The organism is Psychrobacter sp. PG1 (assembly GCF_014897815.1).
Classification (GTDB): domain Bacteria; phylum Pseudomonadota; class Gammaproteobacteria; order Pseudomonadales; family Moraxellaceae; genus Psychrobacter.
In genome coordinates this window covers 76,344-98,121 of the sequence record NZ_JABUZG010000058.1, presented here as the reverse complement: position 1 = coordinate 98,121, position 21,778 = coordinate 76,344, and the positions used below count along the sequence as shown (strand labels likewise).

General features: G+C 41.9%; 17 protein-coding genes. 10 read left to right on the top strand and 7 right to left on the bottom strand.

The genetic code is table 11. The features are described 5' to 3' along the window. Window positions 1–59 precede the first annotated feature (59 nt). Complete coding sequence (locus tag INT03_RS09400; RefSeq protein WP_193008743.1) at window positions 60–1,298, top strand: argininosuccinate synthase; 1,239 nt, start codon at window positions 60–62, stop codon at window positions 1,296–1,298. A 154-nt stretch (window positions 1,299–1,452) separates the two neighbouring features. Here the strand turns inward: INT03_RS09400 and INT03_RS09395 are convergent, their stop codons facing one another. Continuing rightward, entirely contained in the window at window positions 1,453–2,751 is a 1,299-nt protein-coding gene (locus INT03_RS09395; RefSeq protein ID WP_193008742.1) for a hypothetical protein, read from the bottom strand. 146 nt (window positions 2,752–2,897) lie between these two features. On the opposite strand from INT03_RS09395, the gene INT03_RS09390 reads away from it, so the two are divergent. Both INT03_RS09390 and INT03_RS09385 read left to right on the top strand, forming a co-directional pair. Then, complete coding sequence (locus INT03_RS09390) at window positions 2,898–3,437, top strand: L,D-transpeptidase (protein ID WP_193008741.1); 540 nt, start codon at window positions 2,898–2,900, stop codon at window positions 3,435–3,437. 214 nt (window positions 3,438–3,651) lie between these two features. Continuing rightward, on the top strand, window positions 3,652–4,266 hold the full coding sequence (locus INT03_RS09385; RefSeq protein ID WP_193008740.1) for a nitroreductase family protein: 615 nt from the start codon (window positions 3,652–3,654) through the stop codon (window positions 4,264–4,266). A gap of 246 nt (window positions 4,267–4,512) precedes the next feature. Here INT03_RS09385 and INT03_RS09380 read toward each other — a convergent pair whose 3' ends face one another. Then, window positions 4,513–6,204: a CYTH and CHAD domain-containing protein gene (locus INT03_RS09380; protein WP_193008739.1), complete on the bottom strand. Its 1,692-nt coding sequence runs from the start codon at window positions 6,202–6,204 to the stop codon at window positions 4,513–4,515. A gap of 347 nt (window positions 6,205–6,551) precedes the next feature. On the opposite strand from INT03_RS09380, the gene INT03_RS09375 reads away from it, so the two are divergent. After that, window positions 6,552–7,697: a DUF4349 domain-containing protein gene (locus tag INT03_RS09375; RefSeq protein WP_193008738.1), complete on the top strand. Its 1,146-nt coding sequence runs from the start codon at window positions 6,552–6,554 to the stop codon at window positions 7,695–7,697. Window positions 7,698–7,834: 137 nt separating this feature from the next. Here the strand turns inward: INT03_RS09375 and INT03_RS09370 are convergent, their stop codons facing one another. Then, a complete protein-coding gene (locus INT03_RS09370; RefSeq protein WP_087814449.1) occupies window positions 7,835–9,421 on the bottom strand; it encodes an isocitrate lyase in 1,587 nt (528 codons plus the stop codon). A 688-nt stretch (window positions 9,422–10,109) separates the two neighbouring features. Here INT03_RS09370 and INT03_RS09365 point away from each other — a divergent pair. Both INT03_RS09365 and INT03_RS09360 read left to right on the top strand, forming a co-directional pair. Beyond that, the gene (locus INT03_RS09365) at window positions 10,110–11,099 is read left to right on the top strand and encodes a LysR family transcriptional regulator (protein ID WP_045444529.1); all 990 of its coding nucleotides are present in this window, start codon (window positions 10,110–10,112) and stop codon (window positions 11,097–11,099) included. A 401-nt stretch (window positions 11,100–11,500) separates the two neighbouring features. Beyond that, window positions 11,501–12,883, top strand: coding sequence for an NAD-dependent succinate-semialdehyde dehydrogenase (locus INT03_RS09360; protein ID WP_193008737.1), 1,383 nt, complete (start codon window positions 11,501–11,503; stop codon window positions 12,881–12,883). A 150-nt stretch (window positions 12,884–13,033) separates the two neighbouring features. Here INT03_RS09360 and purN read toward each other — a convergent pair whose 3' ends face one another. Both purN and purM read right to left on the bottom strand, forming a co-directional pair. Further along, window positions 13,034–13,726 (bottom strand): phosphoribosylglycinamide formyltransferase, encoded by a 693-nt coding sequence (gene purN, locus INT03_RS09355; protein WP_193008736.1) that lies wholly within the window; start codon window positions 13,724–13,726, stop codon window positions 13,034–13,036. Next, window positions 13,726–14,775, bottom strand: coding sequence for a phosphoribosylformylglycinamidine cyclo-ligase (gene purM, locus INT03_RS09350; protein ID WP_193008735.1), 1,050 nt, complete (start codon window positions 14,773–14,775; stop codon window positions 13,726–13,728). The genes purN and purM overlap by 1 nt, the downstream gene beginning before the upstream one ends. A 375-nt stretch (window positions 14,776–15,150) precedes the next feature. On the opposite strand from purM, the gene INT03_RS09345 reads away from it, so the two are divergent. From INT03_RS09345 to INT03_RS09335, 3 genes are all read left to right on the top strand, one after another. Beyond that, window positions 15,151–16,257 (top strand): AI-2E family transporter, encoded by a 1,107-nt coding sequence (locus INT03_RS09345; protein ID WP_193008734.1) that lies wholly within the window; start codon window positions 15,151–15,153, stop codon window positions 16,255–16,257. Between the two features lie 335 nt (window positions 16,258–16,592). After that, a complete protein-coding gene (gene hda / locus INT03_RS09340) occupies window positions 16,593–17,396 on the top strand; it encodes a DnaA regulatory inactivator Hda (RefSeq protein ID WP_060491634.1) in 804 nt (267 codons plus the stop codon). Window positions 17,397–17,471: 75 nt separating this feature from the next. After that, a complete protein-coding gene (locus tag INT03_RS09335; RefSeq protein WP_193008733.1) occupies window positions 17,472–18,161 on the top strand; it encodes a DUF2057 family protein in 690 nt (229 codons plus the stop codon). 267 nt (window positions 18,162–18,428) lie between these two features. Here the strand turns inward: INT03_RS09335 and INT03_RS09330 are convergent, their stop codons facing one another. Together INT03_RS09330 and INT03_RS09325 are read right to left on the bottom strand one after the other, a co-directional pair. Beyond that, window positions 18,429–18,905, bottom strand: coding sequence for a Dps family protein (locus tag INT03_RS09330; RefSeq protein WP_045453127.1), 477 nt, complete (start codon window positions 18,903–18,905; stop codon window positions 18,429–18,431). A gap of 405 nt (window positions 18,906–19,310) precedes the next feature. Beyond that, on the bottom strand, window positions 19,311–19,970 hold the full coding sequence (locus tag INT03_RS09325) for a YcxB family protein (protein ID WP_055125130.1): 660 nt from the start codon (window positions 19,968–19,970) through the stop codon (window positions 19,311–19,313). 433 nt (window positions 19,971–20,403) lie between these two features. On the opposite strand from INT03_RS09325, the gene serS reads away from it, so the two are divergent. Next, complete coding sequence (serS, locus tag INT03_RS09320; protein WP_193008732.1) at window positions 20,404–21,690, top strand: serine--tRNA ligase; 1,287 nt, start codon at window positions 20,404–20,406, stop codon at window positions 21,688–21,690. Window positions 21,691–21,778 lie beyond the last annotated feature (88 nt).

Below are 21,778 nucleotides of genomic sequence, written 5' to 3'. Positions count from 1 at the left end.
TCTTTTGATTGAATATTAGCGCTTTTCCTAACACTAAATGCTCACAATAGGAGTTCTTCATGGCTCAACTTGATCCAAAAAATATTAATAAAATCGTCTTGGCCTATTCAGGTGGTCTTGATACCTCCATCATCGCTAAATGGCTGCAAGAAACCTATGATGCAGAAGTGATTACCTTTACTGCTGATATCGGTCAAGGCGAAGAAGTTGAGCCAGCACGCGCCAAAGCCGAAGCCATGGGCATCAAACATATCCATATTGAAGACTTACGTGAAGAGTTCGCCCGTGATTATGTATTCCCGATGTTCCGCGCTAACGCTATCTATGAAGGCGAGTATCTGCTAGGGACTTCTATCGCGCGTCCGTTAATTGCCAAGCGCTTAGTTGAGATTGCTAAAGAACACAACGCCGATGCGATCAGTCATGGCGCGACTGGTAAAGGGAATGACCAAGTCCGTTTTGAGCTTGGCGCCGTTGCTTTATCGCCTGACGTGGTCACCATTGCCCCATGGCGTGAGTGGGATTTATCGAGCCGTGAGAGCTTGATGGAATATGCCAAAGAGCATAACATTGCGATTGATTATGCAGGTAATAAGAAAAAATCTCCGTACTCAATGGACGCCAACTTACTACACATCTCTTATGAAGGCGGTATTTTAGAAGACCCTTACGCCGAAGCAGAAGATGATATGTGGCGCTGGTCAGTGAGCCCAGAAGAAGCACCTGACGAAGCTCAATACTTAGAATTAGAGTACGAAAAAGGTGACATCGTTGCCATCGATGGTGAAGCACTTAAGCCGTACGAAGTCATGATTAAGTTAAATAAGATTGGCGGTCAGCATGGTATCGGACGCCTAGATATCGTAGAAAACCGTTATGTTGGCATGAAATCACGCGGATGCTATGAGACGCCAGCGGGTACCATTATGCTAAAAGCGCATCGCGGTATTGAGTCATTGACACTCGATCGTGAAGCGGCGCATTTAAAAGATGAGCTGATGCCACGCTACGCTAAAACTATCTACAACGGTTATTGGTTCAGTCCTGAGCGTATGATGCTACAAGCATTGATTGACAAGTCACAAGAATATGTCAATGGCACAGTACGTGTGAAGTTATACAAAGGTGCTGTGAGCGTCGTCGGTCGTAAGTCAGATGATTCGTTGTTTGATGAAAAAATTGCGACTTTTGAAGATGATGCGGGTGCTTACGATCAAAAAGATGCAGAAGGTTTCATCCGTCTGAATGGTCTACGTTTGGCGATTGAAGCGAGCCGTGGTCGTGATTTATCGAAGTAAGCCGGTCTTAATAGACTGTGCTAGATAAAGCATGAATAAAAAATATGAATAGAAAAGGCGCTATATGAATAGCGCCTTTTTTTGTGGATTTCTTGAAGGTTTGTTCAATGATTTTTTGCTAATTAAGAAGTTCTGTCCTCAGAGCTTTTATTTATCATTGAGCCGCTTTTGTTTCTTTGTCATCAGGCTCATCATCGTCAACCATGACAATAGCCACATCCTGCTGTTGACGTTCTTCGATAATATCTTGTTCTATGACCTCTTCTGACGTCAGTAACACACCGTCAGATTTTTGGCTTTGATACTTGAGCGCTGCAAGCCCGCCAAGCACCCCGATCACAGCAATAATAATCAGGATAACCGGATTTTTCCAGAGGGGTATTGATGCCTCGTATTCAATGGGCTTTTCGCTGGTGGTAGTCGGTGTATTATCGTTATTACCACCAATTAGACCCAAGCTTACCAAAGGCGGTTTGGGTGCACTGGCAGGTTCGGAGGTAATACGTAGGCGATTACGACTGAGATAGATATCTGAGATTTTAGCGAGCTGTAATAGCCAGCGTTGGTGTGGCAAGGCAATGGCTTGCATTTCTGTAAAGACTAGCATGTCGTTATGGCGACCTTGCTGCAGGTTATCAGGTGAGCGTCCAATGGCTTTTAAATAATTGCCAGTTGCCAACTGCATATCTTGCACAGGCTCATGACGTTCAGGTTTGAAAGTCGTTAACTCATGCCAGTAAGGGTTGAACGCTGGTGGGGTGTCAGCGAGCTGCTCTGCACTTAATAAGGCACGTTCTGTATTAGGATTGTTGTCGGATTCAGCTGCTGCTTTTGTTTTTACTGTCGAGTCTAAATTGACCTCTGATGCTGCGACTAGACTGTTATCTGCATTTACCTTATTCAATTTAACAGAGACAGACGCTGGCTCATTGATGGCAAAGCGAGCAGCTGATAAAAACTGTGGCTGTAAAGCGAACCACTTATCCATCTCGTCGTTATCAAGTTGGCTATAGTCAGCTAAAATAGCCAGTTCACGTAAGACAATCATGCATAGAGATGTGAGGAGTATCTGTACTTGCTGCGTTGTTGCGTCAATCTGCTGAGCAATATAGTCACTCGCTTTAATCACGCGAGCATTATCATAAAATATCGCATCCGCCGCTTCATGGCGATGATATAACGTCGCATTCATGGTCGAAAAATTCATGGAATTATATTGGCGTAGCTCTTTAACAGCGCTGCGACTAAATAGCTTTTTGCTTACAGCTTGTCCGTCGTTATGCTGCTGGTAAGCAAGCAAGGCACTGATAATGGCTTGTAAGCTGGCATCCATTGCCAATCGAGCTTGTGGTAATGAAAGCTTGGCGGCATCTGCCAATAAAGATACCATTGGCTTGGTATCTTGATAGAGAAAATCATACATCGACACACGTGTCGGTGAAATAGTCGTCATAATCTGCTAGCATCAAAAAGTGTGCCCCTATATTACGGTGCCAAAAGCCTTGATACAATCCCCTAATAATAGAAAAAATCAATCCACTTACTTATCACGCGGTCAATAATGATATCTATTGGGTAAATGACCGTTGGAAACATTCTATGAAAAATAACGAAAGCTATAACGAACAATTTAACGAAAGTTCTGATGTGCAGTTGGTGGTCAATATTGCTAAGCAAACATTAACGCTCTACCAACACGATAAAGAAATTACTCAATATACGGTGTCTACTGCTAAAAATGGCATTGGCAGTCAGCAAGATAGCGGCTGTACACCTCTTGGCAAACACTTTATCGCCAAAAAAATTGGCGCAAATGAACCCATAAATGCCGTGTTCATCGGACGCGTCCCTACGGGCGAGAGATATAGTGCTGAGCTTGGTGAACGACATCCTGAACGCGATTGGATATTAAGCCGTATTCTTTGGCTAAGTGGTGTGGAAAAGGGCTTTAATAAAGGCAGTAATAGTCAAGGTGGCTGCGATACTTATCAGCGTTATATCTACATTCATGGTACGCCAGACAGTGAACCGATGGGTGTGCCACTCTCGCATGGTTGTATACGTATGCGTAATGAGGATATTATTGAATTGTTCGACCAAATTGCAGAGGGCATATCGGTGACGATTGTTGCTCATTAACCATTCTTAGCCCATTTAGGTACTTTCGTTCAGGCTCAGGACATGCCCTAAGTAAAACAGAATAACTTCATAGAGTAATTGATAAATAAAACTTTATAGAGTCTAGATATTATTTAGTATATTGATATAATAGCTTGCTTATGAATGATCGACTTGTCATGCCCAGCATGGCTCGTTTGACCTATATTTTATGATAATTATAAGGATAATATCGATGTCTAAAGAAACCCTAGCCACTTTACAACAAGCCTTTGATGAACGCCGGTCAATATATGCTTTGGGCAATGAGCTGCCAGTAGAGCCACAAGCAATTGTGAATATGGCAGAGCGTGTTTTATTACATACGCCTTCTGCTTTTAATTCACAATCTTCGCGCTTGGTCGTACTGTTTGGTGCCGAGCACCAGAAATTATGGGACATCGCTGAAGAAAAACTGCGTGCAGCCGTCGGCGATGGTGACTTTTCTGGTACTAAGCAAAAGCTAGATGGCTTCCGTGCGGCAGCGGGTACGGTGCTGTTTTATGAAGATAAAAACGTGACTCAGTCACTGCAAGAGCAATTTGCGTTATATGCAGATAGATTTCCAGTTTGGGCGCAGCAAACCTCAGCCATGCATCAGTATGCGATGTGGACTGAGCTACGTACTCTAAATGTTGGTGCCAACCTACAGCACTACAATCCGCTTGTGGATGAAGACGCAGCTAAGGCTTATGCTATCCCAGATAGTTGGGAATTAGTGGCACAAATGCCATTTGGCAACATTGTTGAGCCTGCTGGCGAGAAAACGTATCAGCCAGTTAGTGAGCGTATGAAAGTGCTAGGTTTATAAAACACTTGAGCTTATAAACGCGCTAGATGTAGAAAATTGATAGTAATTTTTGAATTAAGTTTAACTCAGTTGAATTATTACGTTTTTCAAATGGCTGAGTTTAAGCATCCAATCAAAAAAAAGCACCTCAAAGAAAGCGCTTAAAAAAAGACAGCCCATATAAAGTGAGCTGTCTTTTTTACTCTGAGCTTATTTTGTTTAAAGCATTGTTTATTCTAAGTTTTATTGATGCTGTTATAAGTATTTTTACCGCAATACAGAGCTGTCTGTCACTTTCGCCAAGCGTTTTTCTGTGCGCTTAAGGTCTCTCACTAGCATGGCTGCAAACCACCCAGCGCCATATAACGCACTGCTATCTGTCTTCGATTTTAACTGATAGCGCTGTTGGTACATTTTATGATTATGATATTTATTCAAAGTCTTTTGCGCTTTTGCTAAGTATTTTAGCCAGCGTTTACTTTCCTTCTTGGTTTTTTTCTTTTTTGACTTTTTCTTATCTAATAATGGCGTAGCAAACTCACTGATATAAAGTAAGGTGGTTAACTGCTCATGCAGCTCGTGCTCTGCATTATTATCGTCTAGATCAATATTTTCTATATCGTCACTTTTTGACTCTACGTTTTCTAAGTCACTATCGTCTAAGTCAACACTTTGTAAATCATCATCTTTTAAATCATTGCTTTCTATATTAATGTTATCTGAGCCAACGTCTTTTTTACTCTGTAGCTCTTGTACTGCCTTGCCAAGCTTTGCCTGCTGTTTGGATAAGGTTTTTGCCAGTTTATCGATGGCGAGTTGATCAGCTTGCGGTTCAAGGCTTGGGTCGCTCATGGTAAAGGCGATCAGCTCAAGTAAAGTCAGCTGAAAATCGTTGGCACTGATGGCATCTTTCGGAGTAATCTTCAGCGCATCCATATCTGTTGCCCAATCGACAGTAGGTGCACCATGCTGCTGTAAGTTAGGCTCTATATGTGAGGCAAGATGGGAAAGCTCTCGATATTCATTCAATAACATGACTGTTTGTTTTAGTATTGGCAGCCAGTCTGGATTGATTTCGTCAGAATAGTTGGCAAATGCTTGTAGGGCAGCTTGCAAGCGGACAATACCAATGTATAGTTGTAATACATGGTCGTCGTCTTCGCTGCCAGCGACGATAGCGCTGCTATTGGGCAGTATTTGCAACAGACAGTTATGTACCGCTGCGCGCACAAAGGCAGGCATGCTGATTTTCTTATCGATATTTAGCTGATCAAGGTCAGCGTGGACAGCTGGACTATGCTGCTGTTCTGTGATGAGTAAACCACCGCGCTCAGCTTTTGTCACCGTAGACAAACAAAGCTTGTAGCGCTTACACCAAGTTTTGGCGGTTGCAAATAAAAAATCGATATCTCCTGATATCAGCTCAAACTCAATCTCTTGAATAGCATCACGCTGAGTATCATCATTACCGTGAATAATTTCTCCATAATCGTACGCCATCTCGACATGGTTATTTGCATCACCATCACTGCCACTATCATCCACTAGCAATCGTGTGGTGCGCTCTACATCGGTCACATATAACCGTGTGAGATTTTTAGCCAGTTTTTTTAGCTTAAATTCAGCCAGGGCAGGGGCGACAGAGGTGTTTTTATAAATGGTTAAATCAGGCATGAGCGTATTATTATCGAGCATCGCTTGTACTTGTTCATTATCCAGTACCGCATTATGCTCTAGGCGTGCTGCAATGCCATCGCCGCCCGCTTTGATGGTCTGTACCCAAGCATCGCCTTCTTTACGGATACGCAAGCCAATGCCTGCCTCTGCAAGCTGTTGGTCTGGGGTATCATAATAATGGGCAGCCAGTTGTGTCACCTCAGAAGACTTGACTCGTGCTTGGCGCATCAAACCTTTCAGTCGCGACTCTGGTACCAAAAACTTTAGCTCTATCTCTTGCATGATGGCTCCCGATTATTTTAATAAATTTGAATGACTACCATCGTATGAAAGCTATCGGCGAATAACAAGCAAAATTTTTTCTATAAATACTCTGAGCTAATATTAGAGATATACTTTTAGTAAGTAATCATTATAATTAACGTAAATTATTAAACAAAAGTAGGATAAAGGTGGTTGGCTTTATAATAAAAGCTAAAATATTTTTATCCAATATATTTATCATATCTCATAAAATGCCGGATTATAAAATAATGACGCGATGCAATCAAAAGAAGTATGACACTCAGCAGTCTCATGCAATATTACTGCCTAAAGCCTTGTTTCCATCAGTTTTATGTCTACCAATAATGCTTGGGTCTGTGTTATTGATAGGCGGCTGCGATAGCTCTTCTGAATATGCAGAAAGCAGCGCAGATCTGACAGAGGTGGCAACCGAAGAAGTTGCAGACGCTACAGAAGGGGAAATGGCTGGCATCATGTCCGATGTGGCAGCTGATAATGCCTCTAACGCTAATGATTTAGAGGTTGAAAACCTATCGAGCACTAGTGAACAGACCCTTGGTAGTCAGGCAGCAGACATTAAAATTGCGGGCAAAGCGCTATTGATAACTGCTAGTGCTGATTTTAAAGTTGAAGATGTCGTCAAAACTAGTGATGCTATTGAGAGTTTGACACGGCAACAGGCTGGTTATGTGGCACTTAGCAATATTAGTAATCATCCACGTGATAGTCGAACCTTTGTACAAGGCAATAAAAATATCACGATTACAACCTACACTCGTCAAGCTGACATGACGGTTCGTATTCCTCGCGCCAATGTCAGTAAGTTCCTAGCGCAATTACAACAGCAAGTCGCATTTTTAAATGGGCAGCAGTTTAGTGCTCAAGATGTGACATTAGATATTTATCGTGAACAGCTAGCGAGTCAGCTAAATAGTGATATGGCAAGCGAGCTTAGCCAAGAACGCCTCAATAGTAAAAACGATAAAGACCAAGGCAGCAATGTTGATGCTATTACCGCGACTTATGCTGCGCGTCTTCAGCAAGAGCTTGCCAAGCTTGAGCAACTGGCTATCGCTGATAAAGTTCAACATAGCACCATTAACCTGACCTTTATGCAACCAGATATCAGTTATAAAGAAACCACACAAAATCTAGATGTGCTATTAGATGCTGAGCAGCCAAGTTTTAGTAGTCAAGTGAGTCAAGCATTTAAAGATGGCTGGGAGATACTTAGATCAGTAGCGCTTGGATTGATACAACTGTGGTGGCTGCTTGTACTTGGCGGTATTTTTTATCTAATTTATAGAATGATAAAAGCAATCTATCGTAGATTTTTTAAACATGATCCCCGTATAAAAAATATGAAGCGTGAGCTGATGGGTGAAAATCCAAAAAGTCACGATTCAGTCGGTATACAGAGCAGTCAGGTAGAGGATAACATTAACAATATGAAAGAGGCTGACAGTAAGGATAATAACCACTCAAATTGAAAATTAACAAGCTCGCAATGCTTAAAATCTTATAATGCTATAGTGTAAATAAGCAGACATAAAAAAACCGCCCTACAAGGTAGGACGGCTTTCTCTATAACTGGTACTTACGAGATGTACTTATAAGTGGTCGGTGATTAGAACTGGTTCATGGTGTTCTTGCCGCCGCCAGCTTTAAGGGCATTTTCACCTGAGAAGATTTCTTTGTGATCATCGCCAAGGTCAGAGCCAGCCATTGCTTGGTGCTTAACACAAGCGATGCCTTCACGGATTTCTTTACGTTGTACGCCAGCAGCATAAGCAAGCATACCATCTTCACCGAAGTAGCCTTTAGCAAGCTCATGCACGCTAAGCGCAGTGGTGTGATAAGTAGGTAGCGTGATTAAGTGATGGAATACACCTGCTTCACGTGACGCATCACGTTGGAAGTTTCTAGCCGCTTCGTCAGCTGCGGTATCAAGTTCAGTACCATCGTAATCCGCACTCATCAAGTCATCTTTATTGTAGGCAGATAGGTCTTTGCCTTCTTCTTCCCACTGAGCGATGATTTGCTTACGGAAGTTCAGTGTCCAGTTGAACGATGGGCTGTTATTGTATACAAGCTTAGCTTTTGGCTGTTGCTCTTTAATACGATCAACCATCATTTTGATGTGTGCGACGTCTGGAGTCGGTGTTTCGATCCATAGTAGATCCGCGCCATTTTCTAGAGCCGTTACACAGTCAAGTACGACACGGTCGATGTTCGTTTCTTCACGGAATTGATATAGACCATTTTGAAGACGAACTGGACGTACTAGTTTGCCGTTATGCTTAAGCAAGCTGTCGTTCTCTTTGGCGTTTTCTAGCGTGACTTCTTCCATCTCGATAAAATCGATGTACTGAGAAGCAAGGTCGCCTGGCTCATTTGATACTGGGATTTTTTGCGTTAGTGACGCGCCTTCAGAGTCAGTACGAGCAACGATAACGCCGTCTTCAACACCAAGCTCTAAGAATGCATAACGAATAGCGTTGATTTTTGCGATATAGTCTTCATGCGGTACAGTGACTTTACCCGCTTGGTGACCACATTGCTTCGCGTCAGATACTTGGTTTTCAACCTGAATAGCACAAGCACCCGCTTCAATCATTTGCTTGGTTAGCAAGTAAGTGGCTTCTTCGTTACCGAAACCTGCATCGATGTCAGCAATGATTGGCACAACATGTGAATCAAAGTTTTCGATTTTTTCTAGGATGGCTGAGGTATCTTGACCCGCTTCTTCTGCAGCGTTTAGCTCACGGAAGTAGTCGTTCAATACTTTAGCATCAGCTTGACGTAAGAAGGTGTAGATTTCTTCGATTAGCTTAGGTACAGAGGTTTTTTCATGCATAGATTGGTCAGGAAGAGGACCAAACTCAGAGCGAAGGGCTGCAACCATCCAACCTGATAGGTAGATGTAAGTTTTAGCTGTTGTACCGAAATATTTTTTCTTAGCGTACATGGTTTGTTGAGCCACAAAACCATGCCATGCACCTAAAGACTGCGTGTACTGAGACGTATCATTGTCATAGTCTTCCATGTCTTGACGCATGATTTTTGCAGTATATTTGGCGATATCTAAGCCCGTTTTAAAACGGTTTTGTGACATCATACGTGCCGCATCGGTTTCGCTGATATTCTGCCAGTTACCGTGCTTTTGCTTTAATTCACGTACTAAGTCGATCGCTGATTTATATGCAGTTGACATCTATGTCTCCTTGGGGTGGTGAAAATTAGTAACTTAGAAAATTACAAGTATTGAGGTAATTTTGATATATGTAGAAAGATGCTGGCAGAAGTGAAAATCTAAAATATAAACCTTATGCGTTAGCAATCTCTACTAAACTATAAGAAAATTATGATAAAAGCAAATAAAACCTGTCGAATTGGTCAGCTTTTATTATTGGGTCTTTCGTTTTAGGTTGAATGCGCTTTTTTATAAGTCTTTTTCAACTGTTAAAGTGCTTATTGCCCTAAAAAGTGCCAACTACTAATTCAAGCTTAAAAAAATAAGAGCAAAAAATTAAGTTTGCGTAATAAATGTTATGTCCGTATTTTCGCATGAAAATGCGATAAAATACTTATGGTAGTCAATCCATCAAAACGCACGGCGACTGCCTAACATTAAACAAGAACTGATTAAGCGCTTGCTAGCAACTATAGCTAGGTTACCTTGATTTATCTAGTTTATGATTATTATCTTGGGTATTTAATTTTATGATAGTACATATAAAACAATGACTTATGATGAATTATTTCAGTTATAATAAGCATATATCAAAATAATTAATATAAAATTGTCCTTATTTCATGCTGTTATAGATGATTTATGCTAAATAGCAGGGCAAAAAACGCCGCGTTTGTAGTGGTATTTATTTTAAGGTAAAGAGACATATATGAATTTGCAGCGGGTAGATTTAAATTTATTGGTACATCTAGATGTGTTGTTACGAGAAAAAAACGTTACTCGTGCAGCTGAGCAGCTTGGCATTACCCAACCTGCGATGAGTAATATTTTGCGCCGGCTGCGTAAGCTATTTAATGATCCATTGCTGGTACGCTCATCTGAAGGTATGACGCCGACTGAACGCGCATTGGAGTTACAGCCTCGTATCCGTGAAATACTTGCGGATTTGACACAAGTATTAGAGCCACGCACAGAATTTCGTCCTTACAGTACCTCGCGCGTTTTTCGTATCATGACCTCAGACTATGCTGAAGCGACATTGGTACCAAAATTGGTCAAAGCATTGCGCTCAGAGGCACCAAATGTCATCTTAGATTTCTTAACGCCATCGGACGTCTCATATCGTGATATGGAGCAGGGGCGAGTGGATTTGGCGATCAACCGCTTTAATGAAATTCCGCAAAGCTTCCATCAAGTGTTAGTATGGCGTGATACTTTTAGCTGTTTATTGTCCTCTGACAGTCCTTATGCTCATCGCTTTAATCTCAAAAATTATCTTAAGGCGCAGCACGTTTGGGTCTCTAAAACTGGTATGGGTGTGGGATTTGGTGTCAATCCAGAAAAATCTGGTGGCCTAGGTTCAATTGATCAAGCACTGCAACGTTTAGGTCAAAAACGTCAAATCAGTGTTTTTACCCGCCACTATCAAATGCCAGCCATGCTTGCAGCCAATAAAGATTTGGTTGCAACTTTGCCTACGCGTGTGGCAAAAATGCAGGCTAATAACGACAGTATCATGATGGTCGAGCCACCATTTTTTATCCCTGAATTTGAGCTAACGATGGCGTGGTCGCCTTTGTTGCAGCATCATCCCGCCCATCGTTGGTTGCGTCAGCTTATCATGCATGTGGCTCGTCAAATTGTTGACGAAGAAGAGAATCCACCCCAAGAAATTCCTGTGATGAATCATTTGTTTTAAGCCATTTGTTTGTGGCTATCGATTGCTTATTTATTAAACCAGCCCAAGCGCTGGTTTTTTATTGGCGTAATTTTACTGAAAAATCTCGTCCAAGATTTTGACCTAATAAATCAGTCAGTCACATTCTTAACATCTTACGAACACTTCTTTATAACTTGTAAAACTACTCGTTGTACATTTTGCTATGATAAATTCCACTTAAGAAAAAAGACAAATACATAGCCTATTGTTAAGTTATACGACAGTATTGGATTTCATAAAATCGTTGATGAAGTTGTTCAATTTAACCAGATGCGTTTATAAAAATGACTATTCTTGGTTTATGTGTTTCTAAGTTTTCAGATGTTTAAGCGATCAATTTTTAAATCAATAAAATAGTTTAATAAATAAGGATAACAATCATGGCAGATATTACTACTATAAATCCAGCAACGGGTGAAGCGATCAAAGAATACAATTACATGAGTAATGATGAGGTGAACAAGATTGTTGAATCCTCGCACCAAGCATTTACTGAGTGGCGTAAAACCAGCCATGAAGCGCGTGCAAAAGTCATCAGTTCCATCGGTGAGACATTGCTTAAGTACAAAGAAGAGTTGTCTAAACTCATGACTGAGGAGCGTGGTAAGCTCTATAGTCAGAGTTTGCAAGAAATAGATTTATGTAAAGCAATTTGCGACTATACCGCAGAAAAAGGGGTGGCTGCACTTGCTGACGATGAACGTGATATTGAAGGCTTGAAGAAAGGTATTGTGACTTATCAGCCTATCGGTGTTATCTATGGCATGCAGCCATGGAACTTTCCTGCTTACCAAGTATTCCGTTATACCATCGCAAATCTGATGGCAGGTAATAGTATTTTACTCAAGCACGCGTCAAACGTGACTGGTTCAGGCTTGTTAATCGAAAAAATCTTCCATGAGTCAGAGTTACCAAATGATTTGTTCCGTACGATTTTAATCGATCACGACCAATCAGAAGCATTAATCGGTCATGACAAAGTGCGCGGTGTCACACTGACAGGTAGCGACGGCGCTGGTAGCATTGTAGGTCAGCAAGCAGCAAAAGCCATTAAAAAGGTGGTGCTAGAATTAGGCTCAAACGATGCCTTTATTGTCTTAGAAGATGCTGATGTAGAGTTAGCGGTAGAAATTTGTACTCAAGCGCGTCTCATTAATAATGGTGAAACTTGTGTCGCCGCTAAGCGCTTTATCGTCGTTGATAGTTTATACGATGATTTCCGTGAACGCATTGTCAAAAAATTTGCAGATGCTAAATCTGGCGATCCGATGGATGATGCCTCTGATCTTGGTCCATTAGCCCGCAAAGATTTACAAGAAAAATTGCATGAGCAAGTAGAAGACAGTGTGGCAAAAGGCGCAACGATTGCTGTTGGTGGTCAATTGCCAGAAGGTAAAGGCAGTTTTTATCCAGCCACTATCTTGGAGAATGTCGAAAAAGGACAACCTGCCTATGATGACGAATTATTTGGTCCTGTCGCCTCATTAATAAGAGCCAAAGACCAAGATGATGCATTACGCATTGCCAATGATAGTCGCTACGGTTTGGGCGGTGCTATCTTCTCTAAAGACGAAGACAAAGCCATTCGCCTAGCGCGCGAAGAGTTTGATACGGGCATGGTTTACATCAATGGTTACGGTCTTGCAAATCCAGCGTTGCCATTTGGTGGAGTGAAAAACTCAGGTCATGGTCGCGAGCATGGCGGTTTTGGTATCAAAGAATTTGTAAATATTAAAGGGCTACATGTTCATAAAAGTCAATAATAGCTAACGTCTTCGGGATTAATATGCTTTAGAAGATTTTAAAGGTAGCTATTAGAAAGCCCAGTCATTCATTGAGTGACTGGGCTTTTTTATGCAAAGAGTTTAAGCTTGATAGTTGGTGCCTGATAATTTGTGACTGTCGCTACTTACTCAGTCGTTCAAATATAGTTTTAATGGTAGCGTTTGTAAAGACATACTTTGTTGATTGGCTGCTTGAGCATGGTCTAGCGAGAGTGCGCCTTTGGCCAATAATAAAATCGTCCAAGGGAGCAATTGATGCTCAAGCTTTTGCACGCGTGCTTGCAAGCTATCGGCAGTGTCTCTTTGATGTATCTCTAACAGCGCTTGGGTCAAAACAGTACCCGCGTCGAGCTCAGCGGTGACGACATGAATACTACAGCCATGATGTCGCTCACCTGCTTGTATCGCACGCTGATGGGTATCAAGGCCTTTATAGATAGGTAGTAAAGAGGGGTGCAGATTAATCATCGGCGCTGGTGCATTATCGATAAAATCTGCACTCAAGACACGCATAAAACCAGCTAACACAATGAGATCTGGTTGCCATAAGGCTAGTTGGCTGCTGGCATGATTCTCAAAGGTCTTGATTCCCATGCGTTTGCCGCTAGCAACATGTGACAATACGGCTACGGGAATGTCAGCGTCTTTTGCACGGGTGATGGCATAAGCATCTTCACGGTTACTAATGACGCCAACAATCTCAATCGGCAGTGCGCCAGCTTGCATCGCATCTATCAGTACTTGCAAGTTGCTACCACTACCAGAGACCAGTACAGCAATCCGTAAAGGGTTATTATCAATTTTTTTTTGACTGTCTGACATTAACGGTACACCACAGAATCCGCTTCGCGCTTCACCATTTCGCCTAATTGCCAAGCTTTTTCACCAGCATCGTTCAAAGTTTGAATGGCCGCATCTGCTTTATCTTTAGGCACGACAATGACAAAACCAACGCCGCAGTTAAAGGTGCGGTACATCTCGCTTTGTTCAATATTTCCTTGGGTTTGTAACCAAGTGAATAGCTCTGAGAACTGCCAGCTAGTCGTATCAATGCTAGCAGCTAAATTCTCTGGTAATACACGTGGTAAATTATCGGTTAAGCCGCCACCAGTGATATGTGACATCGCATGTAAGGCTGAGCTACCAAGGGTATCTTGTAGCGCTTTAATGGCTTTAACATAAATGCGGGTAGGTGCCATCAGCGCATCTTGAATAGGCTGACCGTCTAATTGCTCATCACTAGTAGTCACATCAATACCGCTGACTTCGATGACTTTACGCACCAATGAGTAACCATTAGAATGCGCGCCACTTGAAGCAAGCGCGATTAGTACATCGCCTTCAGCGACGTTTTCGCCAGTGATGACTTCCGCTTCTTCAACCACACCGACGCAGAATCCCGCTAGGTCATAATCGTCGTCTTGATACATGCCTGGCATCTCAGCCGTTTCGCCGCCGATAAGTGCACAGTTTGACAGTTTACAGCCTTCGCCAATACCAGTAACAACAGTCGCTGCTACGTCTACATCAAGCTTTCCAGTTGCATAATAGTCTAAGAAAAATAATGGCTCAGCACCGCAAACCAATAAATCATTGACGCACATGGCGACCAAGTCGATACCGATGGTGTCATGGCGGTTTAGCTGTAATGCCAGTTTAAGCTTGGTGCCGACACCGTCAGTGCCCGAAACCAATAACGGTGAGGTGTAACCAGTCGGAATACGACAAAGCGCCCCAAAACCGCCAAGTCCGCCCACAACCTCAGGACGAGAGGTGGCTTTTGCCACTGATTTAATACGTTGTACCAACGCATCGCCAGCATCAATATCAACGCCAGCATCTTTGTAGCTTAAAGAAGGCTTGTTACTCATGGTCATCTCACAAATTTTATAGGGAATGAAGGTCTGTCAGTAGAAAAGCGGATCGGTCGTGTTAATTTTGCAGATAGTGCGCGCATTATACCCAAAAACGACCCCCTCTCGCAAAGCAACTTACCAATATTTGGCCGATATTTAACGAAGAGTGGCAATAAAGGCTAAATAGAGCGCAATAAAAATTTAAGAAACAAAAAATGACTGATTTTTTGTTGTACTCTGCGATAATAGAACGCCAAAGTCGTTGGCAAAATTTACTGCCATGACAATGATAAATACCATTATAAATATAAAGCTATCGGCTACCTAATTCAGCAAAAAAACCATTATAAGCCAGCATTTTACATTGACTTAATCGTAGGGTTACCCTTCATGATAAACCAACCAATAGATCCCTTTTTTCGACGCCTATTCATCGTCGTTGCTATTGTTGTGGCGGTATTTTTATTATATTTGATGACGCCGGTCATCGTGCCATTTGTTGTGGCTTTTGTATTGGCTTATCTATTCAATCCGCTGGTTAAGCGCTTATCAAAATATATCAAGCGTTGGATAGCCATTATCATCGTTTATTCGACGATTACGCTTGGCATGGTGTTACTACTTTGGTGGTTGATACCGACCTTATGGCATCAGCTGCAAGCAGCGTGGGAATATTTGCCCAAGGTTCTAAACTGGTATAACCAAGTGGTGCGGGAGTGGTTTATTAATAACAGCCGTATTCGTCTGCCAGAACTAGAAGCCAAAGGTTTTTCTGATACCTTGGTCGATTATATGCAGACCAATTATAAGTTCGCTGATGCCAGCAGCATGATGAGCCAAATATTGACGTCTAGTATGAATTTTATCAATAACGCTGGGCTGATTGTATTGGTACCGATTTTGACCTTTTATTTCTTGTTTAATTGGGATCAGCGCCTGCAAACTTGGAAGATGGCGATTCCAGCCCCTTATTGTAAAAAAGTAATCGGCATTGCTCAAGAGTGTGATCGGGCGCTGATGGCCTTTATCAAAGGTCAGCTGTTGGTGATGGTGCTGCTAGGCGCTATTTATGCAGTGCAATTGCAGCTTATTGGGCTTGAGCTTGGCTTGATTATCGGTATGGTTGCCGGTGTTGCCAGCTTTGTGCCGTATTTGGGCTTTGGTATTGGCTTTATTGCGGCGATTATCGCTTGCCTGTTTCAGTTTGGGCTAAATTGGACGTATTTGTCGCTGATTGTCGGAGCGTTTTTAGTTGGGCAAGCCGCCGAAGGTTATATCCTACAGCCGTTACTATTGGGTGATAAGATAGGTCTATCGCCGCTTTGGGTGATTTTTGCAGTATTGGCAGGCGCAAGCTTATTGGGTTTCGTTGGTATGCTCATCGCACTGCCAGTGTCTGCCGTGCTTAATGTACTGTTTCGCCATTTATACATCTACTATCGTTCGACTGATTTTTATAAAGGTCGTAAGCAATTGGCTTTGTTTGAGAAGAGATAAGTATTTTATCGTTAGAGTAACGAGGTCATCATAATGGGATAGTAAAATTGATGACGGATAATAAATGGTGATTGATAAGGCTTAATAGGTAAAAGACTTGTCAGTCATTTTGCAAATATGTTATATATAGGCGCAGTATTGACAGTATCAGCCGTTATCCAGTTGGTCGTTAACAAGATGACTTTTGATTAGGTAATTCTCAGATATACTCTCGATTAAAACAACGAGATGCTAACGCAGCAAGTTTATATCAGGTAGTATAAGAGCATCTCAAAGACAGTTATTAATAATTTATCCTTTTATTTATTGCATTACGCAAAACGAGTTGATGATTCATGGCAGAAGCACAGCTAAGTCTCAATCTGGACATTAAGCATGATGCAAGTCTAAGTGACTTCGCCGGTCCTGGTTGGATGTCAATTATTGATGCAGTGCGGCAACTACATGTCGGCCTGATTGGTCAGCTGTACCTATTTGGCAGTCCTGCTACGGGCAAGTCGCACTTATTATCTGCTATCTGTGAGTCATTTATTGAGATGGACAAGTCCGCGATTTGTTTGTCACTCAATGAGTTGATTCATACCGATGTGCACGTCCTCTCCTCTCTAGAAAACTTCGATCTAATCGCGATCGATGATTTAGAGGTGCTGGAGCAAAGCAGTCAATGGCAAGAAGCCTTATTTCATTTGATTAACCGCAGTCGTGAAGGTCAGCGTCAATTGTTGTTTGCAGCCAATAAGCCTGCTGGTGATTTGCCCTTTCAATTGAGGGATTTGCTGACTCGTTTGGCACAAGCACCTACGTTTAAAGTACCCAATGGTCATGACTTAGCCGACCGTCAGGCGTTATTACAATCCATCTTGCGTCGGCGTGGTTGGCAGTTTGATGATCGAATTATTGATTATTTGCTTACTGAAGGACCACATCGCATCGGTGCGATGATGGAAGTACTCAATTATATTCAGCCGATGTTTTCGAACCTTGGGCGTAGCAATATATCCAAAGCAGTCATCACTGACGCATTGCGTACCATTGATGAGCAGACACTAGCAGCAGAGCTTGCTGATATTGCGCAAGAGACACAAGTAGATAACGATTCAGCGGAACAAGATCAACATACGATGCCACTCGATTTTTAGCATTAACAACTAAAGTCTTTTATCCAAAACGCTTTTACTATTGCCAAAACGTTTTCACTATTAATGGAATCACTTATGAAATCCAATGCTTCTTTGCTAAAAAAACTGACCATCAGCACGTTGCTTATTGGTGCAGGCTCTGTCTCTATGCTGTCGCATGCTGAAGTAACGCTACTGGTTGATGACCATATCAAAGTCACGGCTATTAATGGGCAAGAAGTGCAGCAGAGCGCTTTTCAACCATTGACTAAAAAGTTTACGCTTCAGCCGGGTCAACATGCGATTACTGCGAAGTATGACCGCTTATATGACTTGCGCCGTGATGAGCATGACTATTTACGTTCGGGTAATGTGAGCGTGACGGCAGAATTGGCGGACAATCAAACCTATCGTCTGACCATGCCGAATCAGCCAGAAGAGTATGCAGCAGCTAAAGAATATGCCAAACGTCCGATACTGGCAGTAGAGAAAAACAATACTGTGGTTGCAAGTCAGCAAGGTATCGCTGGTAATCAAGGTGGATTGTTGTCAGGTTTAGGCAAGGCATTCGGCGGTGTATTTGGTGGGGCAGATGATGCAGAGCTACAGAATCAGCGTGCGATTGCCGCATTAGATCAACCAAATGTGAATACGGGTACGGTAGCGACTACTAAGCAAACCACTAGCGTTAATTCATCTGCTAATACCTTAGATCAATTTATGCAAATTTGGTTACAAGCCACGCCTGCTGAGCGCGAAAAAATGCGTCAATGGATGCAAAAATAAGGTTTCATTAGCAACAGCAAGCACAAAAAAAGCACCTAAAGTAGGTGCTTTTTTATGATCTAGATTTTAGGGCGTGCCCTCAATTCAATCAATTACTCTCTAAATGGGCTAAAAATGGCTAAATTTTGTTAAACATCGTCAAATAGCTTATCAATATCTCGATATTAACAGCGCTATCTTCCTTGTTTAGCTGCAATTTATCTCATTTTTATCACCATTTTTAAAATGAGGACACGCCCTAGTGATGTACTGTTTCATTAGTAATGATTAACCCAAAAAGGCGTTATACATCCAGATGAGCTTTTCTTGCTCTTGTACATAGGCATCTACGAGATCAGCTGTCCCTTGATCTTCGCTGTCTGCTGCTAGAGCAGATACTTTACGCTGCTCTGTAATCAAAGCTTGTAAACCAGTTACCACGCCTTTCACACAAGCATTGCCATCTTTGACGTTTTTATCTTCTTGAATGCTAGTATGCTGAGTAAAATCGCTATAAGCATGCAGCGGTGTGCCGCCCAAAGTTAAGATACGCTCAGCAATTTCATCAATTTGTAATTGTAGCGCAGTATACAATTCTTCAAATTTTGGATGCAAGGTGAAAAAATGCTCACCTTTTACATTCCAGTGATAGCCACGGACGTTTAAATAAAATACGTGATAAGTTGACAATAAATTGTTTAGTTGTGCAATGACTTCGCTCATGTCAGCTTTTTCTAGACCGATTTGATTAGTAGCGTTACTCATAATATTATCCTTATAGTTTGAGTGTTGAGATAAAACATTAAATGAAGAAGATGAGAAGTGTAGCAACTCGTGTGCTGCATTACTATGCTCGTTAATATATTAACGCTTTTCAGCCTTAAAAAGTAACAATCTTAGAAAATAGTATGATAAAACTGCCTTATAGAATGGCGTCAGCTTAAGCTAAAATCATAGCTATACATTCATATAATTTAGAGCAATTATCACCTTTATTCTTATAACTATTATAATAGCAGAGCACCATCGATAAGTTAATTTCAATAAATTTATAATTACGATTGATTTTGTAAAAAGTATTTTTTATTGATCATTTATTTATTGATCATTTATTTATTGATCACTTCTTTATCGCTCATATAATAAGCGATAAAGAAGTTTTCTACTATTTTATGCTGGCGGCTGTAAGTTTTCAGGATTTAAGCCTTTGACGGGGATAACTTCTTGCAAATGCTGACGTACCGTATCGATCGGAAACTTCTGTGCTTCTAAGCGTTTTGGCACAATTTGGCTGCCTTGTTGACCTTTCATCTCAAACATCATAAAGATATAGTCGTCCGTCTCATCCCAGCTTTTGACAGCTGACCATGGAATGACGGCTTGCTGGGTTGTGCCTGCTCGCATTTGCATGCCGCGCATTTGGTTGTTATTAAATGTGTCAGGCTGATTCACTGGCATCGCCATGACGAGGCCATGCTTTTGTACGCCCAATTTCATCTGACGCATCTCGTCTGGCATTTCTTGATCGGCCACTTGCTTGTCAAACTCTCTTTTCACATACCATTTAAAGCCAAGGGTACGAACCAGTAAATAAATGACGACTGAAACTAGCATCAGCCAAAAGATAATGGTTGAGTAGCCTGTCACAAAAACCAACCCTGCGATCGCTAGTACCACGGTTACCGCCATAATGATCCATTCTTTCATTTTGATACTTTTTAGACCGAAAGAAGGGCTGGCACTGGCAAATAGCTCGTATTGTGCTTGATGAAATTCTGCCTCAGTTAGGTTTAAGGCGACAGGTTGTAGCGTATAGGGGTACAAGGCCATAAAGGTTTCTCAAATACTTGTATTGAAAGTGTTGGGTTTAAATCGACAAAACGTAGCAGCTACGTCGTACTTGGCTAGAAGTCGAATAAAAGGTATGCGCTTATCTTACCGAAAAGTACCCCTAAATGAAACATATAAGCCGCTCTGTTCGTTGATAGAGGTGATATTAATGGTTTTAATAAGGATGGGCGAGGCTTATTGAGGTGAGCTGAACTTTGAGAGATGCATTTAAAGCAAATGTAACTGGCTACGGATAATGAAAGTAATAAATGAAAATTCAATCAGCAGCGGTCAAAACATGGTCAAATCTGCTGTGTCTTGGTATTATAGCGGCTATCACTTATTTTGATAAAATCAGCACCTTTAAAAACAGTATCTTTAAAAATAACACTTTCGAACCTCTTCCTCACTTCTAGCGTTACAGGCAACTATTATGATTGATCCAAAACTCTTACGCGGCGATTTAAGCGATTTACAACAGCAACTGGCCACTCGTGGTTATGCACTTGACATAGATTTTTGGCAAACAGTTGAGTCAGAACGTAAATCTTTGCAGATCAAAACCGAAGAGTTGCAGTCGAGCCGTAATGCGGGTGCTAAGCAAGTGGGTGCTTTGAAAAAGTCAGGCGAAGATGCCAGTGAGCTATTGGCTGAGATGCAGAATGTCAGCGGTGAGATTAAAACAGCCGAAGACGAGCTGCGCACTCTACAAGAGCGTATCAACAAAGCTGCTATGCAAATTCCAAATATTCCAGCAGCCGATGTGCCAGTGGGTACGTCAGAAGAGGATAACGTAGAAGTGCGCAAGTGGGGCACGCCTCGTACGTTTGATTTTGAAATTCAAGATCACACTTATATTGGCGAAACACTTGGTATGCTCGACTTTGAAGCAGCGACCAAGCTGACTGGTAGCCGCTTTAATGTACTAAAAGGACAGTTGGCGCAAATGCATCGCGCCCTGATTCAGTTTATGCTCAATACCCATACTATGAAGTACGGCTATCTTGAAACGTACGTGCCTTATATTGTGAATTCAGACAGCCTAAAAGGTACGGGGCAGTTGCCTAAGTTTGAAGATGATTTGTTTAAGCTCAAAAATCATACAAACAATGAAGACATGGATTTTTATCTTATCCCTACTGCCGAAGTGCCAATGACCAACTTGGTACGTGGCGAGCGTTTGGATATTAGCGAGCTGCCACTTAAGTTTACCGCGCATACGCCTTGTTTCCGTAGTGAGGCAGGCTCACATGGCCGTGATGCTCGTGGTTTGATCCGTCAGCATCAGTTTGAAAAAGTCGAGATGGTTAATATTGCCACGGCTGAGCAGTCTGATGACTTATTAGAAGCAATGACTGGACAAGCCGAATATATCTTGCAGCAGCTTAATCTGCCATACCGCACTGTGCAGTTATGTACAGGTGATATGGGCTTTGCAGCGCAAAAAACTTATGACATCGAAGTATGGTTACCGAGCCAAGATACCTATCGTGAAATCTCAAGCTGCTCTAACTGTGGTGACTTCCAAGCGCGCCGTATGGGTACGCGTGTCAAGGATGGCAAACAAACCAGCTTAGCACACACGCTAAATGGTTCAGGCTTGGCAGTGGGTCGTACACTATTGGCAGTCATGGAAAATCATCAAAATGCTGATGGTAGTATCACCATTCCAGAAGTATTGCGTCCGTTTATGGGCGGTGCTGAGACTATTTCAGTTTAATAAATGGTCTGTAGGTAATGAGCTGCTTGCCGTTTAGTTCGCTCGCAGCTTGTTACTTATCACTTAAATCAAAACCTATCACTGCTTA

Bases quoted from the DNA above. Each gene is read 5' to 3' on its own strand.
- INT03_RS09400 (WP_193008743.1), top strand. From the start codon at position 60: ATGGCTCAACTTGATCCAAAAAATATTAATAAAATCGTCTTGGCCTAT.
- INT03_RS09395 (WP_193008742.1), bottom strand. From the start codon at position 2,751: ATGACGACTATTTCACCGACACGTGTGTCGATGTATGATTTTCTCTAT.
- INT03_RS09390 (WP_193008741.1), top strand. From the start codon at position 2,898: ATGAAAAATAACGAAAGCTATAACGAACAATTTAACGAAAGTTCTGAT.
- INT03_RS09385 (WP_193008740.1), top strand. From the start codon at position 3,652: ATGTCTAAAGAAACCCTAGCCACTTTACAACAAGCCTTTGATGAACGC.
- INT03_RS09380 (WP_193008739.1), bottom strand. From the start codon at position 6,204: ATGCAAGAGATAGAGCTAAAGTTTTTGGTACCAGAGTCGCGACTGAAA.
- INT03_RS09375 (WP_193008738.1), top strand. From the start codon at position 6,552: ATGCTTGGGTCTGTGTTATTGATAGGCGGCTGCGATAGCTCTTCTGAA.
- INT03_RS09370 (WP_087814449.1), bottom strand. From the start codon at position 9,421: ATGTCAACTGCATATAAATCAGCGATCGACTTAGTACGTGAATTAAAG.
- INT03_RS09365 (WP_045444529.1), top strand. From the start codon at position 10,110: ATGAATTTGCAGCGGGTAGATTTAAATTTATTGGTACATCTAGATGTG.
- INT03_RS09360 (WP_193008737.1), top strand. From the start codon at position 11,501: ATGGCAGATATTACTACTATAAATCCAGCAACGGGTGAAGCGATCAAA.
- purN (WP_193008736.1), bottom strand. From the start codon at position 13,726: ATGTCAGACAGTCAAAAAAAAATTGATAATAACCCTTTACGGATTGCT.
- purM (WP_193008735.1), bottom strand. From the start codon at position 14,775: ATGAGTAACAAGCCTTCTTTAAGCTACAAAGATGCTGGCGTTGATATT.
- INT03_RS09345 (WP_193008734.1), top strand. From the start codon at position 15,151: ATGATAAACCAACCAATAGATCCCTTTTTTCGACGCCTATTCATCGTC.
- hda (WP_060491634.1), top strand. From the start codon at position 16,593: ATGGCAGAAGCACAGCTAAGTCTCAATCTGGACATTAAGCATGATGCA.
- INT03_RS09335 (WP_193008733.1), top strand. From the start codon at position 17,472: ATGAAATCCAATGCTTCTTTGCTAAAAAAACTGACCATCAGCACGTTG.
- INT03_RS09330 (WP_045453127.1), bottom strand. From the start codon at position 18,905: ATGAGTAACGCTACTAATCAAATCGGTCTAGAAAAAGCTGACATGAGC.
- INT03_RS09325 (WP_055125130.1), bottom strand. From the start codon at position 19,970: ATGGCCTTGTACCCCTATACGCTACAACCTGTCGCCTTAAACCTAACT.
- serS (WP_193008732.1), top strand. From the start codon at position 20,404: ATGATTGATCCAAAACTCTTACGCGGCGATTTAAGCGATTTACAACAG.